Consider the following 16,778-nt stretch of genomic DNA (forward strand, 5'->3'; position numbering starts at 1 on the left):
ACAATTATATGGACTTAATCGTGAATCGCGTAATCATCGTACCACTTCACCCAATACCGGTACCATAGCTGCGTGAATCGCGTAATCATCGTCCCGCTTGCCCCAATACCGGTACCATAGCTGCGTGAATCGCGTAATCATCGTCCCGCTTACCCCTAAACCGGTACCATAGCTGTGTGAATCGAGTAATCATTGTCCCGCTTCTACCTATACCTGTACCATAGCTGCAAGATTTGCATTATCATCGTCCCATCTCGCTCACTTCACAGCTCATAACCAAAATAAGTTTTTCTTATCAGATTGGTTCTGAAAACCAGTCCAGTCTATTATTAATCATCATTTTCATTACCTATATCTTCCTGTTATTGGATAGGGTTTGAAGTACAAAAAAATCCAGCAAGCTGGATTTTTCGGGGGGAAGTATCTGTTATATCGGATACAAACTAATCATAATAAATAGATACTAATATTTCGTTAAATAAATATTAATAATTTGTTAAGATTGTTCGCTTGCTAATTTTGGTTCTTTGTTTTCTTTTTATTGATCATACTTGCACTGAAAGCAATAATGAAAACACTAAATGAGAATCCAAATCCTATAAATGGAAGATAGGCTCCTATTAATTTTATTATGTGCATCAATCTATGTTATCCTTTCCAAACTCTTCATTCTTTTATTGGGTTTCTCTTTAGTAATTCGATTAGGATGGTAATAGCAAAAATGAATATTGGCACACCAAAACCAAAATAAGCAAAGATAGAAGCTATTTGTTCCATAGTATCATCCTTTTTATTATTTGTTTTTAGTATTACCGAAAAAATAGATTTAATGTGAAGAAATGCTTATAAGAAAAATACACATGAAAAATGGCTGCGTTTTATGCAGCCATATACGGGTTATGTACTTGTATTTTTAAGAAAAAGGGTAAAGTTCCATCACAAAAATAAAAATTAGCACAAGAATGACGATAATTGTGATGGCACCTAGAGCAATTTTTTTCACTTGAGTTCCCCCAAAATAAAATAATCAAATAGTATTAAATTCCTATAAAAAAAGCTAATCTTTCACTTGGAATTAAAAAAGGAGTGTTGAGTTTAGTATATGAATGATTTTTTTAAGAAGAAATTTAGACAATTGAGCGAAAAGAAAGTTCATGATCAGGATTTATTACATTACTAAGCAACTGAATATCCTTAAGAATATCTTTTCGAATTTCTTCACATTCACAATGATTGAAATCTTCAAAAAGGCGACCAAGTTCTTTAATAAATAGTAAATGTTCATCTTCTCTTATCATCGTATTTTTCGCTCCCTAAGTATATAGTCATAATTATTATATAGTAACTATGTACCATAAGTGAAGGAGAAAATGAAATATGGCGTTTTAAATACGGGTGAATAATATACCAGCACAAAATCCGTGAAACGTGGAACTAGCTATGTTCCGGCTCGTTTCATGGATTCTATGAAAAAATTTATTTATCCGATTGAAAGATAATATTATTTTGCTTTCTAGCTGTTTCAGTAATTGATAGTATTGCTTCACTAATTTGAGTTAGTTCTGAATAGGCTTTTTGATCATTCTTCTCGATAATATTGGTAAACGTTTCGATTTCATAGATCATATCTAATTCTTCTTGATCTACACCAATAGATTTTCTTTCTTTTGTTTTATTATTTATCAACTCTAAACTCGTTGGTGTTGCACTATCCATAAGAATTGATCCAGTCTCTCCGTGAATTTCATTTTGAATATATGAGTGAGAAATCTTAGAACAAATAATTGTACAAACAAACTCTTTATACCTAAGAATAAGAGTTCCATTTCCATCCACACCACTTCGAAGAATCGTTGGATGATAGGAATAGGATAGTGGCTTTCCAAAAAGTTTAATTGCGACGGAAAGTGGATAAACTCCTAAATCAACCAATGCTCCTCCGGAAAATTCTGTCGAAAAAACATTTGGAGTGTTCCCTTCTAAAAAGGCATCGTAGCGAGATGAATACTGTACATAGTGCAATAAAGCACTTCTTATCGTTCCAATTTTAGGTAGCTGCTTCATTAATTGATTTATGTTTGGGGTATGAATGTTCCGAATAGCTTCAAATAAATAAACTCCATGATCATTAGCTATTTTGTGAGCTTCTGTAAACTCTTTCATATTAGAAAAAATCGGTTTTTCACAAATGACATGTTTATTATTTTCTAATAAAAGTTTTGCATGTTCAAAATGCAATGAATTTGGTGAGGCAATATAGACGATATCAATTTCCGGATGTTTCGCTAATTCCGTCATATCGTTAAAATATAATGAAACGGAATGCTTTGCAGCAAATTCTTTTGCCTTATCAATAGACCTTGAATAGACCGCTTTCAACGTAAGTTTTCCGGATTTATGGGCAGATTCAATAAAAGTAGAAGTAATCCAATTGGTTCCAATCGTTGCAAATCTCATGTAATTTCTCTCCTTGCATAATATATGTATGATCCCATTTTACACTTTTGGCGGGGGCAAGTCATTTAATTCAACAAAAAATGACAGCTTGCAGCTGCCAAAAGTGGTACGTTTTAGCTTGGATCTACTTCATCCCAAGAGAAAGTTGTTACATTTGTGTACTCCCCTTTTTCAATTTCTTCGGGGGTAGCATCTCTATCTAATTCTTCAGCATCGTCCATTCCAGGTGCAACAGACGGTTTTTGATTTTTCTTCATCTTTCAATCCTCCTTCTCTATTTCATCAATAGTTTTTCCGAAGGAGGGATTTTTAGAATAGAAAAAATAAGATTAATTACATCCGTTAATTCTCAATCCCGACAATTGCTTCTAAACCAATTTCAACATTACCTTGAATAGCTCTTGAAATCATACAACTTTTTTCTGCCCGTTCTGCTAGCTGCTTCACTTTTTCTACTTGATCCGCCGGACATTCTTTTTTCAAGACGACATTTGGGCGATGAATAATTTTTTTATATGTAATGACGCCTTTATCTACTTCCACAATACCTTCTGAATTTTGCGTTAAACTTGCAACAGGAATGTTTCGTCTTTCTAACATTGCTGCAAGCGTAATAATATAGCATGTTGCTGCAGCTCCAAGGAGCATTTCATCAGGATTTGTTCCAATTCCCGGACCATCCATTTCAGGGGGGATCGAAATTTGTGTTTTTAAATTTCCGGCATTAATTTCACCAACACTATTTCTTCCACCAGTCCAATTTGCTGATAAATGAAAACGGTGTTCTCCCATTTGTACATTCCTCCTCATAAATGATTATACATGATTATTCGAAAAAATAACGCGTATGACTATTGTATTTCAAAATATTCTAATATAATAGAAGGGTGAAATTGAAAATAGGAGAGATCTTTCATGAATACATATGGCAATGCTAAAGAAACAATGGAGTTAATTAAACAACTCGTTTCGATTCCAAGTCCATCGGGAAATACAAAAAAAGTGATCGACTTTTGTGAGCAATATTTAAAAGATTCAAATGTTGAAATGTATAGAAATCGTAAAGGCGGACTTATTATCACATTACCAGGGAAAAACACGAAACAACATCGTATGTTAACTGCGCATGTAGATACATTAGGTGCAATGGTAAAGGAAGTAAAAGCCAATGGCCGCTTAAAGTTAACGATGATCGGTGGTTTCCGTTGGAATTCCGTTGAAGGGGAATATTGTAAAATTGAAACTTCTTCAGGAAAAGTATATACAGGAACAATTCTTATGCATCAGCAATCCGTTCATGTGTATAAAGACGCAGGAAAGGCAGAGCGTAATGAGGATAATATTGAAGTTCGTATTGATGAAAAAGTATTAAATGAACAAGATGTACGTGCACTTGGTATTGAAGAAGGAGATTTTGTTTCATTTGAACCACGTGTGGAAATTACGGAATCAGGATACATTAAATCTCGTCATCTTGATGATAAAGCAAGTGCTGCGATTCTTTTACGACTAATTAAATTCATTAAAGAAAATAATGTTGAACTACCATACACAACACATTTTCTAATTTCTAATAATGAAGAGATTGGCTATGGAGGAAATTCGAATATTACTCCAGAAACCGTCGAATATTTAGCGGTCGATATGGGCGCTCTTGGTGACGGCCAGTCCTCTGATGAATATACTGTTTCTATCTGTGCAAAAGATTCTAGCGGTCCATATCATTATGGTTTACGTAAAAATTTAGTCAACTTAGCGAAGGAAAACAATATTGAATATAAAGTGGATATTTATCCATTCTACGGCTCTGATGCTTCAGCCGCTATTCGTGCTGGATTTGATATCGTTCATGGTCTTGTTGGGCCTGGAATTGAATCTTCTCACGCATTTGAACGCACGCATGAATCATCCATCCGCAACACAGAGCAATTACTATTTGCCTATGTACAATCAGACATCGTTCCACAATAAGTTTTTTAGAGCCTTAATTTTCATAGGATAAATTAAGGTTCTTTTTATATAGCCGAAAGGGGGGACTTTATGTCTATATCGTTTGAACAGCTACTTTTCAAATGCAAAGAAATAATGCAAGGAAAGCATTTATTTATTGTGCAAGACTTACTTGTATTAAAAATAATTAATGATCAATTTGAAAAAGAAAGACGGGAGATAAGAGAAGATTTTTTGGTAAGAGGTATTTGCAGTAAAGAAGTAGATGGACTAATCGAAGAGCCGGAATATTTTAAAGGTTTTTACATACCGAAATCGGCTCGATGGCACAATTTAACTAGACTCCAACAAGAGGCTAGTTCCGATATTTATCATGCCATTAACGATATAGTAGAAAAAAATGATATAGATATTCCATTGTTCAATACTAAACGAGTATCTATCTCTACTGAACAAATTTTACGATTAGTAGAGTTAATAGATTTTTATAACTTTTCGTCTGAAAATATAAAAGAAATGTATAGGATTATTTATAATTGGAGTCAGGAAAACGAAATATCATCGAAGTCATTGATGTTATTACAGGCATGAACGTAGGATGGGGGAATGAAAATGAAGGCACGTGAAATTGGAATTAAAGTAGGAATCCTTCCGACAGGTATGAACAATTGCATAACGGACGTTAAAGGCGTGCAGGTAGGGCATATTACCTTAATGGAAGATTTAAATGATGAATGTATTCGAACAGGTGTAACGGCGATTTTACCGCATGATGGAAACTTATTTTCGGAAAAAGTTTCAGCTGCATCGTATGTGGCAAACGGTTTTGGAAAAACGACAGGTCTAGTTCAAATTGAAGAACTTGGATGTCTTGAATCTCCCATTATGTTAACAAATACTTTTAGTGTGGGTCCAGTTTTACAAGGCACACTTCAGTATATGCTACAAGAGAATCCGAAAATCGGAGATACGACAAGTTCAATTAATATTGTGGTGGGTGAGTGTAATGATAGTTATTTAAACTCCGCTCGACTCCTTGCGGTAAAGCCGGAACATGCGATTGAAGCAATTCAAAATGCAACTAGCAATCAAGCGGATGAAGGAGCTGTCGGTGCTGGTACAGGAACGATGTGTTTTGGGTATAAAGGTGGAATTGGAAGCTCATCCCGAATGATTTCATTTGAGAAATTAACATTTACAGTAGGAATGTTAGTGCAAAGCAACTTTGGAAAAAAAGATGAGTTCCGTTATGCGAAATCAGTAGAAGAAGACCATACCGAGCGACCGGATGGATCGATTATGATGGTTTTAGCAACGGATGCCCCTCTTTCCGATCGGCAATTAAAGAGATTGGCAAAAAGATGTATTGTTGGATTAGGTAGAACCGGGAGTCATATTCATAATGGGAGCGGTGATGTAGTCATCGCATTTTCAAATGCTGAAAAGATTCCTCACGATACCAAGGAAGCGATTGAACAGAGAAAAATATTACGAGATGATCATCCGATCATGAATCTTCTTTTCCAAGCTGCGGCAGAAGCAACAGAAGAAGCAATACTAAATTCACTAACCCAAGCGGAAATGACAACAGGAAGAAAAGGAAGAATCGCTGAAAAAGTTCCAATTGGCACTATATAATTAGAAGAAAAGAAAGGATTGCAATTTTTTTAGTAGGACAGATAATGGAGAAACAATTGAAATAGCATTCGAAAACAAGTATGAAATCGCAAAGGTATCATACTTGTAATTGTTCCTTTTATTTTTTCGATTTGGGAATTATTATTTTACGAATTTGTTTTTTTCTCCAACACTTTTCCCTTATAATATAATGTGACTGGAGGACAGGAAATGAAAATTCGTAAAACGATGTTCAATGATAAAGAAATGAACCTATTTATATATGAAAACAAAAAAGATGAATATTTTGTTGTTGCTATTCCCGTAATAGAATGGTCTACAACTTATACATATGATGACTTTGGTGAGAAGTTATTGGAGAAATTAATTGATTCACTTAAGGTGAAATTGACTGATGAAGATGCAATTGCTTTAGCACATCGAATTAATCAATGGACAAGAGAAATGTAGAAAGGTAAACAGGTGATTCCAATGTAAAAACATAAACATTTCATAGAATATAAATTTTGAATCTACAAACGAAAGGATTTTACAACATGACTTCTTTGAAAGACGAGGTTTTATCAAGACGAACCTTTGCGATAATTTCCCACCCGGATGCCGGGAAAACAACATTAACCGAACAATTACTTCTTTTTGGCGGCGCAATCCGTGCAGCTGGTACGGTTAAAGGGAAAAAATCAGGAAAATTTGCAACTTCAGACTGGATGGAAATTGAAAAGCAACGGGGAATTTCAGTAACATCTTCTGTTATGCAATTCGAATATGATGGAAAAAGGGTTAATATACTCGATACTCCCGGACACCAAGATTTTAGTGAAGATACGTATCGTACATTAATGGCGGTTGACAGTGCAGTAATGATTATTGATGCCGCAAAAGGGATTGAAGAGCAAACACTGAAATTGTTTAAAGTTTGTCGGATGAGAGGAATTCCGATTTTCACCTTTATTAATAAGTTGGATAGACAAGGGAAAACCCCTTTAGAGTTATTAGCAGAATTAGAAGAAGTATTGGGAATTGAATCGTATCCGATGAATTGGCCAATCGGAATGGGGAAAGAATTTCTCGGGATATATGACCGTTTCCATAATAGAATTGAACAGTTTCGTGTTGAAGAGAACGAACGATTTATTCCACTTAATGAAGAGGGAGAAATTGACGGAGACTCACCAATTAAACAATCTGGTCTTTATGAACAAGCCCTTGAAGAAATTTTATTATTAAATGAAGCAGGTAATGAATTCTCAAATGAACGAATTGCCAATGGGACTTTAACGCCTGTATTTTTCGGAAGTGCTTTAACAAACTTTGGGGTCCAAACCTTTCTTGAAACGTATCTGCAATTTGCACCATCACCGCAACCGAGAAATTCAGATGCAGGGGTCATCGATCCTACTGATGAAAACTTTTCTGGGTTTGTCTTTAAAATTCAGGCGAATATGAATCCTGCACACCGTGATCGCATTGCCTTCGTACGGATTTGCTCAGGACAATTTGACCGTGGAATGAATGTCACTTTATCAAGAACAGGTAAATCGATGAAATTATCGCAATCAACCCAATTTCTTGCAGATGATCGAAGTACAGTAAACACCGCGGTAAGTGGAGATATTATCGGGTTGTATGATACGGGAACTTACCAAATTGGAGATACAATCACATCTGGAAAACAACTAATTAATTATGAAAAGCTTCCACAATTTACACCTGAACTTTTTGTCAAAGTATCTGCAAAAAACGTTATGAAACAAAAACATTTCCATAAAGGGGTTCATCAACTCGTTCAAGAAGGTGCAATTCAGTTATATAAAACGTATCGCATGGAAGATTATATTCTTGGTGCCGTTGGGCAATTGCAATTTGAAGTATTTGTTCATCGTATGAAAAATGAATATAATTCAGATGTGATTATGGAACCGATCGGATCGAAAATCGCTCGCTGGATTGATGAGGATCAAGTAAACGAATCACTTTCAAGCTCAAGGAGCCTTTTAGTAAAAGATCGTTTCGATAAACCATTATTTTTATTTGAAAATGATTTTGCACTTAGATGGTTCCAAGATAAAAATCCTGATATTCGACTAACAAATCCAATGGAATAATGACTTGGACAGGTGTAACAACCTGTCCAAAAAATTAACTCTTGATTAATTCGAATTTCATGGTATATTATATTCAAATACTTTATTACTTAAAAGCGTCTAAGTGTAAAAGTTAATAATGATATTCCAGAAAACGGACATAAGTAATTCTATTGAATGCAGCAAGAAGAGACTGAATGGGAGCTGAAAATTCAGGCAGCAATAGATATGAAATACCCCGTTGCTAAACATTTTGGATAAAAGAGTGAATGATTTCGGTCATTAACTAGGGTGGTACCGCGGAGAGCCTCTTCGTCCCTTTTTTTAGGGATGAAGAGGCTCTTTCTATTAAAATCAAGGAGGTAATCAACATGTTAAATCATAAAAAAGCTCATTCACCATCCGTTATAGAGGCAATAATTCTTATAATGATTATTGTAGGATTAATGAGTATAAGTTTAATGAAATATTCTGCTGCACCTCATATCCCTATTTTATTATCAATTTTAATGCTTATATCCTATGGCCTAATGAAGAAAGTGCCGTTTAAAATTCTTGAAGAAGGGATGGTAAATGGAGCGAAATCAGGTCTATCCGCTGTATTTCTTTTTTTCTTAATTGGAATTTTGATTGCTGCATGGATGCTAAGTGGGACAATTCCAACTTTAGTTTTTGTTGGCTTTAAAATTGTAACTGTTCATTTCTTCTATGCGATTGTTTTCGTTGTTACGGCTATTGTGGGAATGGCGATCGGCAGCTCGTTAACAACTTCAGCGACTCTCGGTGTTGCCTTTATTGGAATTGCCTCCGCCCTTGATGCGTCATTAGCGTTAACAGCGGGAGCAATTGTTTCAGGAGCTTTTTTTGGAGATAAAATGTCACCATTATCCGATACGACGAACATCGCATCAACAATGATGAGCGTCGATTTATTTGAGCATATTCGAAATATGGCATGGACTACTGTACCAGCATTTATTATAAGTTTTATCATTTATGCCGTATGTTCACCGAGTGTATCGGCAGCGAACTTAAATAAGTTAACTAGTATTCAAGAAGCACTAATACAAACCAATTTAGTACATTGGTATAGCCTCATTCCGGTAGTTGTACTCGCAATTTTCGCTTATAAAAAAATATCAGCATTTTTAACATTAGCATTAAATTCACTGCTTGCCATTATTCTTTCACTTTTTCATCATATACCAAGTGGACAAGAACTTTTCCAAATTCTTTTTAATGGTTACGTTTCGAAAACGGGCAATGAAGCAATAGATAGTTTGTTAACAAGAGGCGGAATGAATAGTATGATGTTTACCGTTTCACTTGTGATACTTGCGTTAAGTATGGGTGGATTATTGTTTACTTTAGAAATTATTCCGGTTTTATTAAAGGCTTTAGCAAAAGTATTAAACAAAATTGGATCAGTCATCACAGCAGCTGCATTTACAGCTATTGGGGTAAATATTTTAATTGGAGAACAATATTTATCTATTATTCTAACGGGAGAAGCATTTCAAAAACCATTTGAAAAATTGGGACTTGCAAACAAAAATCTATCAAGAGTTTTAGAGGATGCTGGAACAGTTGTAAATCCATTAGTTCCTTGGAGTGTGTGTGGAGTATTTTTAACGAATGTACTTGGGGTTTCTACAATGGACTATTTACCATTTTCCTTTTTTTGCTTATTGTCACCATTGTTAACAATCGTCTTTGGTTGGACTGGAAAAACAATAACAGTAAATAAAAGTAAATTGATTGCATAAATGATTGAAATGTTATCATAATGTTCCATATCTTGACACACTTTGAATATATAGATATAGTGAATTATGTATTAAATGAATAGTGAGAAAAATAGGTTGATAGATAGGAAGAATTAATTGTAATTTCTTCTATCGATCATTAAAAGGGAAGTCCGGTGGAATTCCGGCGCGGTCCCGCCACTGTAAATGGGAGCTCCTTAAGCAATACCACTATCTGCGGATGGGAAGGTTTTAAGGGGTGTTGAGCATGAGCCAGGAGACCTGCCTATTTTTTTACACCGAACAACCTACGTGGATAGGGTGGTGTTGAACTTGAGGGTATTTTTTCACATTCCTCAGTCAAACCACGCATCTCCACTTCGGAGATGTTTTTTTATTTATTTTAATTGGGGGGGAAACATGTGAAACAAAGGATTTTTCAGAGGCGAATACTTGCTATTTTGACCGCAGTGCTACTTCTTTCATTGCAGTGGACACTATTCGGCGGGCAAAGGGCGTCAGCTGCAACGTTAAATAACGCAGCAATGGTCACAGTATTAGATAAAGATGGGAAACCGATTATTTCTACATCTGTTGTTAAGTTAAAAAAGGATGAAAAAGCAATCACTGTTTTAAAGGAATTAGCTAAACAGAAAAAGGTAGATTTTCAAACGAAAGTTGATCCGAATTTCGGTGAACAAATCGTAAAGATTGGTGATTCGGAACCGAAATATGAAAATGGCGGTTTTTATTGGAGTTTTTATATTAATGGTAGTGAATCACAAGTAGGGGCATCGAGTTATACGGTCCAAAATGGTGATGATCTTTTATTAAAAGTAGTTAGTTATCCAGCTAAAACAATAAAAGCAAAAATTACTGCTAAGGATAAAAATAAAAAGGAAGTTTTACCTGAAACAGAGGTTGAAGTTGTTGAAGGTACGAATGCTTATGCAGCATTAAAACTTGCAGCAAAGACAAAAAAAATTGAACTTAAAACTACTGTCGATTCGAGTTTCTTTGGTTTTGTAAATAATATTGGCAATACGAAACTTGCAGAAGGTGATTATTGGTCAATTTCACTTAACGGAAAACCTATGGAAGTTGGTTTATCCTCTTATCAAATTAAGGATAAAGATAAAATTCATTTAAATGTAGTTGGAACTGAACCTCCTACCGATACAAATGATAAAAATGAAAAACCTGATAATAGCAATAATTCAGATGGGAAAATAGATGATACACAAACAAAAATTTCAAAGAAACAAGTAGAAGCACTGCTTAAATCAACGGCCAACTATATATTAAAAAATGGCGGAAGCAATGAATTTGAGATTGTTGGATTGAAAAAATCCGGTCATACTGTACCAGATTCCTATTTGAAAAATATTGAAAACTTACTTAAAGAAAATGACGGAACTTTTCGTAACGTAACTGATTATGAAAGATTAGCTATTGGTATTACAGCTGCGGGAAAAGATGCATCTAATTTCGCTGGGTACAACCTAATTAAGAAAATATATGAGAATGAACGAATGACCAATCAAGGTACGAATGGAATTATTTATGCTTTATTAGCGCTAGATAGTGGTAAGTATAAGGTTCCGACTGATGCCGAATGGACTAGAGAAAAATTACTCGATTACCTGCTTAAAAATCAGTTAAAAGATGGTGGTTGGCCACTATATGGCGATAGTCCAAGTGTAGATATTACGGCGATGGCACTTGCTGCGCTATCTCCATATAAAAGTCAAGAAAAGGTAAAATCCGCTATTGACAGTGCCGTGGAATGGATATCGAGCAAACAGGATAAAAATGGAGGCTTTAGCAGCGCTATTAATGGTGGGGATGCCAGTGAAACAACATCACAAGTGATAATTGGTTTAACGGCCATTGGCGTTGACCCGAATGGGAAACAGTTTACAAAATCAGGGGTAAATCTAGTTCAGCATTTACTTTCTTTTAAACAAAAAGATGGCGGATTTGCACATATTATAACTGACAATGAATCTAACATTATTGCAACAGTACAAGCATTATTAGGGTTAACGGCTTACAATGATTATTTAGATGGCAAAGGCTCGATTTATCAATTTGCAGGAAGTCAATCATCTAATAAACCAAATGAAAAGCCAAATGAAAAGCCAAAAACAACCAACGATAATCTACCGAAAGATACGAATCAGCAGTCGGAAAAAACAACTAAAGGTGAACGATTACCAAATACAGCAACAAATACGTACAATATTCTTATTTTTGGTGTGATCTTAATTATTTTAGGCGGTGTATTGTATGTAAATGCCCGCAAAAAGAGAGTATGATATAAAATGAAAAAAATTTCAGCACTGATTCTATTGATAGCGGGTCTATTTTGTGTGTTTTTCAGTGGCTGGAAAATTTTGAAGAGCCAACACTCGCAAGTGCTGGCTCTTCAGCAGGCTAGGGAACTCACGCCAATAAAATTTTTAGAAAAACCCGGAATTAATAGAACTACTCAATCTGTCGATAAACATGTATTAGGGATATTAGAAGTTCCAACATTGAATGCAGAGCTTCCAATTGTAGAAGGAACGACTGACGAACAGCTTAAAAAGGGAGTCGGTCATTTTAGTAAATCGGCACTTCCTGGGGGAAATGACCAAATTGTTCTTTCTGGTCATCGTGATACTGTATTTAGACGTTTTGGTGAGTTGAAAGAAGGAGATCCACTGATTGTTACTTATCAAGGAAAAACTTTTACGTATATAGTGGAACGGACAAAGGTAGTAGATGCAGAAGATCGAACAATCATCCATTCAACAGCACCTAAAGAAGAGCTTGTACTCACAACTTGTTATCCTTTTCATTTTATTGGGAACGCGCCGAATAGGTATATTATTTATGCTTATCCAAAAACAACATAGGAGATGGATTGAATGAAACTGTTGAAATCTTTCGCCGTTTTGCTACTTGCATCTTTGACTATTTTTTTGATCGCAGGATGTCAAAAGGATGAAGTAAAACCTATAACGGAAGATAGCAAAGCAACTAACATTACAGCAAGTAATACAAACGAAAATGGTTTACAAAAGGAAGCGGACAATAGTAGTGATGAAAGAGAAAAAAAGCAAGAAGTGCAAACGTCTAAATCAACTACGAATGAAAGCAGTAATAAGAAAGAAGAAAAAACGAATAGCCAAAATGTGAGTAAAACGAATAAAGATAGTAACATGAATAGTAGTAAAACTACTACTGAAAAGAAGCCAAAATCTGCTGAAAGAAAACAAGCTTCAATAGAGAATAAGACCAAAGAAACGAAAAAGGAAACAAGAAAACAAACAAAAAAACAAACGTCTCAACCGAAAGAAACGGCAAAACAGCAAAATAATCATCCGAAAAAGGCGGCAACCCCACTATCAAGTGTTCAGATAAGTATTGAAGGGGATAAAAAAACAGGAACGATTCTTTCGCAAACAAAAGTAGTTATAAATAACGGTGATACAATGCTTACAGCAACGAGAAAAATCCTTAAAGAAAAGGGAATCCCCATAAGTGTGACAGGAAGCGGTGCGACCGCCTATGTACAAGGGATAGCGAACCTTTTTGAATTTGATTTAGGTCCAATGAGCGGTTGGACAGTTAAAAAAAATGGCGTATTATTAAATCGTAGTGCTGGAGTAGTAACTGTAAAGAATGGTGATCGAATTGAGTGGATCTATACGACAGACTATAGTAAAAAATAATAGGGGATTCCGATCGTTTCATCCTTTCGTATGTTTTCTTTACTACATCGGGGCTGCGGCACTGGTTATGCTTTCAAAGCATCCAGTGTTTTTGTTTGTTGGAGCAATCATTCTCATTGGTGTAAATATTAGTTTAGATAGGGGAAAAGCAATTAGACAATGGTGGAAAATGCTACTCTTTGTTTCAATGTTCTTTATAATCATTAATCCTCTTATTAATCATCGTGGTACATATATCTTATTTTATCTTGGACAAAATCCGATCATGCTTGAAGCGGTTATTCAAGGGGTTATTTTTTCACTTTCACTATTATGCTTAATGATATTATTCGCTTCTTATAATCTTGTGATAACAGCGAATAAATTTCTTTTTTTATTTTCAAAATGGCTACCACAATGGGCATTACTAGCTATGTTAGCTATACGATTTGTTCCGTTGTTAAAACGAAGACTGCAGGAAATTCAACAGGTTCAAAAAGGAAGGGGTCTATCTGTAGCGGAAGGTCCTTTAAAATTACGCGCAAAAAATGGTGTTCAACTAGTTCAAATTTTGTTAACTTGGTCATTAGAAGAAGCGATCCAAACAGCAGATTCGATGATTGCAAGAGGGTACGGGGTGAAAAAAAGAAGCCGGTATACACCGTATCAAATGCATAGCAAAGATTGGCTAGCTTTAGGATTTATTGTCATACTAGGAAGCATTTCAATTTTCGGATGGTATCTAGGTGATAATGTTCTAGCGATTAATCCTATTTTGGAAACTGTAAGATTAATCGGTAGAGAGTGGTTTTTCCTTATAATATTTATGTTGTACATTAGTTTTCCACTGATAATAGAAGGCAGGGAGGCATTAAGATGGCATTATTGGAAGCGAAAAATATAAGTTTTCATTATCCGGAAGAACGAAGTCCCGCACTGGACAATGTGTCATTTTATGTAAATGAAGGCGACTTCATTGTCTTATGTGGAGCATCTGGAAGTGGAAAATCTACCCTCCTGCGTTTATTAAAAAAGGAAGTGTCTCCCCATGGGAAAGTTTCCGGTGATATTTACTATAATGACCAACCAATCTTTCAATTAGATTCTGAAGTAGCGGCAAGAGAGCTCGGTATGGTCTTTCAAGATCCGGAAAATCAATTAGTGATGGATCAAGTAATGGAAGAATTAATATTTGGAATGGAAAATATCGGTTTTTCGACTGAATATATGAGGAAAAAAGTAGCTGAGATGGTCCACTTTTTTGGCTTAGATGATCTGTTGGAAAAAAAGACATATGAGATTTCAGGTGGTCAAAAGCAACTTGTCAATTTAGCTTCAATCCTCCTATTAGAGCCAAGGATATTATTGCTTGATGAACCAACAGCCCAATTGGATCCAGTTGCGGCTAAGGAATTTATCGGAATGCTGCATCGTATGAACGAGGAATTTGGAATTACTGTTATTATTGCTGAACATCGCTTAGAAGAATTATTTGCACTGGCCGATCGAGCAATAATACTCGAGCAAGGAAAAGTCATTTTTGATAGTACACCTCGCAATGTTTCACTAAGGATTGGTAATAATGCTGAAAATAAACTGTACTCATACTTACCTAGTCCCGCCATTTTGTATTTGGAGCATTCATTAAATATCCAAGAAAGAGAGCTTCCTCTTACAGTTAAAGAAGGAAAACTGTGGGTAAAACAACTTAATATTGAAGAGGTACGAACGAATAGTAAAGAAGAAATTCCTGAAGGTACGCCTTTATTGCAAATGAAAAATATTGATTTTCAATATACTAAAGATCAACGAAAAATACTGGATCGTACGTCTCTTTCGGTCTTTGAGGGAGAGGCACTGGCGATTGTTGGTGCAAACGGGACAGGAAAGTCTACCCTTTTAAAAATAATGGCGGGAATAGAAAAGCCCCAAGGGGGATCGATTCTTTATAAAGGGAAAAGAATGAAAAAACACGATCCTTTAAATATTGGATATTTACCGCAAAACCCTAAATTATTCTTTTTACACGACACATTGGAAGCTGAACTTGATGAAATTATTAAACAGCATAAACTAAATGAAGGAAAAACGAGAGCGAAGGAACTTCTTGAATGGTTTCAATTAGCCAGCCTAGCAAATAGACATCCATATGATTTGAGCGGTGGAGAATTACAAAAAGCAGCACTTGCTGGTGTATTGCTGACTAATCCAAAAGTACTGTTAATCGACGAACCGACAAAAGGTTTGGATCCCGATGCAAAAAAACGATTTGGAGAGTTATTAGTTCGTTTAAGGGAAAAAGGGGTGACAATTGTATTAATTACCCATGATATCGAATTTGCCGCGCAGTATGCGACAAGATGTGCAATGTTATTCCAAGGAAACATAACTGTAACCGCACCTGTACATAGTTTTTTTTCGGGAAATACTTTTTATACGACAACAATTAATCGAATGATTAGAGGAAGCAGTGCTCCAAATGTTTTGACAGTGGAGGAGGCAAGAACAAAATGGCGCGTCATCAAGTAATATTACTGAGCTCTGCGTTAATGCTGTCAATCATGCTTATTCTCGTAACACTTTTTATTCAGCATCATTTTATGCTTGTTAGCGTTTTATTCGTCATGCTAACGTTTTTACCATTCGTTATTCGATTTGAACGAAGAAAAGTATCGGGAAGAGAGCTTGTCTTACTCGCTGTACTTTCAGCGATTGCTGCTGTATCAAGAGTTCCATTTGCATCCATTCCTAGTGTTCAGCCAACGACATTTGTCATTATTATTACAGGTTTAGCCTTAGGTGCTGAAAGTGGTTTTGTTGTTGGCGCATTAGCTGCGCTAGTTTCAAATCTTTTTCTAGGCCAAGGTCCTTGGACCCCATGGCAAATGTATTCTTGGGGAATGATTGGCCTTGCAGCAGGTCTATTGCGCCACACAAAATTTATGAAATGGTCAATTGGGAGATACATATTTGGGTTTATTTCAGGAATATTATTTGGTTGGGTTATGAATATATGGTTTTTTGTGGGGAATATGGACCAAATTACGATTTCACATATTCTTGCTTCCTTTGGTACAAGTTTATACTTTGATCTAGCTCATGCGATTTCGAATGTTTTTTTTCTCGCTGTTTTTGGTAAAGCGTGGATTAAAATACTCCTTCGATTTAAAAAAAAATATGGGCTTCTGGATCGTTAAATTCATTTA

General features: G+C 35.5%; 16 protein-coding genes and 1 riboswitch. Of the genes, 12 read left to right on the plus strand and 4 right to left on the minus strand.

The features are described from left to right. Nucleotides 1-1,127: 1,127 nt before the first annotated feature. The 4 genes from B5V89_RS20180 to B5V89_RS16000 form a co-directional block, all read right to left on the minus strand. Nucleotides 1,128-1,298: a hypothetical protein gene (locus tag B5V89_RS20180; RefSeq protein WP_165797818.1), complete on the minus strand. Its 171-nt coding sequence runs from the start codon at nt 1,296-1,298 to the stop codon at nt 1,128-1,130. Between the two features lie 178 nt (nt 1,299-1,476). After that, nucleotides 1,477-2,457, minus strand: coding sequence for a Gfo/Idh/MocA family protein (locus tag B5V89_RS15995; RefSeq protein WP_108072947.1), 981 nt, complete (start codon nt 2,455-2,457; stop codon nt 1,477-1,479). A gap of 113 nt (nt 2,458-2,570) precedes the next feature. Further along, nucleotides 2,571-2,714, minus strand: coding sequence for a hypothetical protein (locus B5V89_RS20185; protein WP_181294696.1), 144 nt, complete (start codon nt 2,712-2,714; stop codon nt 2,571-2,573). An 85-nt stretch (nt 2,715-2,799) separates the two neighbouring features. Then, nucleotides 2,800-3,249 (minus strand): OsmC family protein, encoded by a 450-nt coding sequence (locus tag B5V89_RS16000; RefSeq protein WP_108072949.1) that lies wholly within the window; start codon nt 3,247-3,249, stop codon nt 2,800-2,802. 123 nt (nt 3,250-3,372) lie between these two features. Here B5V89_RS16000 and B5V89_RS16005 point away from each other — a divergent pair, with 123 nt between their 5' ends. The 12 genes from B5V89_RS16005 to B5V89_RS16060 all read left to right on the plus strand — a co-directional run bounded on the left by B5V89_RS16005 (nt 3,373) and on the right by B5V89_RS16060 (nt 16,769). Further along, entirely contained in the window at nt 3,373-4,428 is a 1,056-nt protein-coding gene (locus tag B5V89_RS16005) for a M42 family metallopeptidase (RefSeq protein WP_108072950.1), read from the plus strand. A gap of 69 nt (nt 4,429-4,497) precedes the next feature. After that, nucleotides 4,498-4,998 carry a type I restriction-modification system subunit M N-terminal domain-containing protein gene (locus B5V89_RS16010; RefSeq protein ID WP_108072951.1) on the plus strand — a complete coding sequence of 167 codons (501 nt, stop codon included), beginning with the start codon at nt 4,498-4,500 and terminating at the stop codon, nt 4,996-4,998. Nucleotides 4,999-5,013: 15 nt separating this feature from the next. Continuing rightward, entirely contained in the window at nt 5,014-6,045 is a 1,032-nt protein-coding gene (locus B5V89_RS16015; protein ID WP_181294697.1) for a DmpA family aminopeptidase, read from the plus strand. A 210-nt stretch (nt 6,046-6,255) separates the two neighbouring features. Continuing rightward, entirely contained in the window at nt 6,256-6,495 is a 240-nt protein-coding gene (locus tag B5V89_RS16020; RefSeq protein ID WP_108072954.1) for a YueH family protein, read from the plus strand. 86 nt (nt 6,496-6,581) lie between these two features. Next, the gene (locus B5V89_RS16025; RefSeq protein ID WP_107919966.1) at nt 6,582-8,150 is read left to right on the plus strand and encodes a peptide chain release factor 3; all 1,569 of its coding nucleotides are present in this window, start codon (nt 6,582-6,584) and stop codon (nt 8,148-8,150) included. 350 nt (nt 8,151-8,500) lie between these two features. Then, nucleotides 8,501-9,895: a Na+/H+ antiporter NhaC gene (gene nhaC / locus B5V89_RS16030; RefSeq protein ID WP_108072956.1), complete on the plus strand. Its 1,395-nt coding sequence runs from the start codon at nt 8,501-8,503 to the stop codon at nt 9,893-9,895. Nucleotides 9,896-9,983: 88 nt separating this feature from the next. After that, nucleotides 9,984-10,178: riboswitch (cobalamin riboswitch) on the plus strand. Between the two features lie 118 nt (nt 10,179-10,296). Then, nucleotides 10,297-12,192, plus strand: a complete 1,896-nt coding sequence (locus B5V89_RS16035; RefSeq protein ID WP_108072957.1) for a DUF4430 domain-containing protein — start codon at nt 10,297-10,299, stop codon at nt 12,190-12,192. Nucleotides 12,193-12,198: 6 nt separating this feature from the next. Next, the gene (locus tag B5V89_RS16040) at nt 12,199-12,774 is read left to right on the plus strand and encodes a class D sortase (RefSeq protein WP_066227910.1); all 576 of its coding nucleotides are present in this window, start codon (nt 12,199-12,201) and stop codon (nt 12,772-12,774) included. Nucleotides 12,775-12,786: 12 nt separating this feature from the next. Further along, nucleotides 12,787-13,593: a DUF4430 domain-containing protein gene (locus tag B5V89_RS16045; protein WP_108072958.1), complete on the plus strand. Its 807-nt coding sequence runs from the start codon at nt 12,787-12,789 to the stop codon at nt 13,591-13,593. Nucleotides 13,594-13,660: 67 nt separating this feature from the next. Next, complete coding sequence (locus tag B5V89_RS16050; RefSeq protein WP_235993070.1) at nt 13,661-14,476, plus strand: energy-coupling factor transporter transmembrane component T; 816 nt, start codon at nt 13,661-13,663, stop codon at nt 14,474-14,476. Further along, nucleotides 14,449-16,101, plus strand: coding sequence for an ABC transporter ATP-binding protein (locus tag B5V89_RS16055; protein ID WP_107982061.1), 1,653 nt, complete (start codon nt 14,449-14,451; stop codon nt 16,099-16,101). Before B5V89_RS16050 ends, B5V89_RS16055 begins: the two co-directional genes overlap by 28 nt. Next, nucleotides 16,083-16,769 (plus strand): ECF transporter S component, encoded by a 687-nt coding sequence (locus B5V89_RS16060; protein WP_108072960.1) that lies wholly within the window; start codon nt 16,083-16,085, stop codon nt 16,767-16,769. Before B5V89_RS16055 ends, B5V89_RS16060 begins: the two co-directional genes overlap by 19 nt. Nucleotides 16,770-16,778: the final 9 nt, after the last annotated feature.

This window comes from Heyndrickxia sporothermodurans (assembly GCF_003055045.1).
In the GTDB taxonomy this organism is placed as follows: Bacteria; Bacillota; Bacilli; order Bacillales; family Bacillaceae_C; genus Heyndrickxia; species Heyndrickxia sporothermodurans.

What these genes read in the sequence shown, in the direction of transcription:
- B5V89_RS20180 (WP_165797818.1), bottom strand. Translation starts at nt 1,298, where the DNA reads ATGATAAGAGAAGATGAACATTTACTATTTATTAAAGAACTTGGTCGC.
- B5V89_RS15995 (WP_108072947.1), bottom strand. Translation starts at nt 2,457, where the DNA reads ATGAGATTTGCAACGATTGGAACCAATTGGATTACTTCTACTTTTATT.
- B5V89_RS20185 (WP_181294696.1), bottom strand. Translation starts at nt 2,714, where the DNA reads ATGAAGAAAAATCAAAAACCGTCTGTTGCACCTGGAATGGACGATGCT.
- B5V89_RS16000 (WP_108072949.1), bottom strand. Translation starts at nt 3,249, where the DNA reads ATGGGAGAACACCGTTTTCATTTATCAGCAAATTGGACTGGTGGAAGA.
- B5V89_RS16005 (WP_108072950.1), top strand. Translation starts at nt 3,373, where the DNA reads ATGAATACATATGGCAATGCTAAAGAAACAATGGAGTTAATTAAACAA.
- B5V89_RS16010 (WP_108072951.1), top strand. Translation starts at nt 4,498, where the DNA reads ATGTCTATATCGTTTGAACAGCTACTTTTCAAATGCAAAGAAATAATG.
- B5V89_RS16015 (WP_181294697.1), top strand. Translation starts at nt 5,014, where the DNA reads ATGAAAATGAAGGCACGTGAAATTGGAATTAAAGTAGGAATCCTTCCG.
- B5V89_RS16020 (WP_108072954.1), top strand. Translation starts at nt 6,256, where the DNA reads ATGAAAATTCGTAAAACGATGTTCAATGATAAAGAAATGAACCTATTT.
- B5V89_RS16025 (WP_107919966.1), top strand. Translation starts at nt 6,582, where the DNA reads ATGACTTCTTTGAAAGACGAGGTTTTATCAAGACGAACCTTTGCGATA.
- nhaC (WP_108072956.1), top strand. Translation starts at nt 8,501, where the DNA reads ATGTTAAATCATAAAAAAGCTCATTCACCATCCGTTATAGAGGCAATA.
- B5V89_RS16040 (WP_066227910.1), top strand. Translation starts at nt 12,199, where the DNA reads ATGAAAAAAATTTCAGCACTGATTCTATTGATAGCGGGTCTATTTTGT.
- B5V89_RS16045 (WP_108072958.1), top strand. Translation starts at nt 12,787, where the DNA reads ATGAAACTGTTGAAATCTTTCGCCGTTTTGCTACTTGCATCTTTGACT.
- B5V89_RS16050 (WP_235993070.1), top strand. Translation starts at nt 13,661, where the DNA reads ATGCTTTCAAAGCATCCAGTGTTTTTGTTTGTTGGAGCAATCATTCTC.
- B5V89_RS16055 (WP_107982061.1), top strand. Translation starts at nt 14,449, where the DNA reads ATGGCATTATTGGAAGCGAAAAATATAAGTTTTCATTATCCGGAAGAA.
- B5V89_RS16060 (WP_108072960.1), top strand. Translation starts at nt 16,083, where the DNA reads ATGGCGCGTCATCAAGTAATATTACTGAGCTCTGCGTTAATGCTGTCA.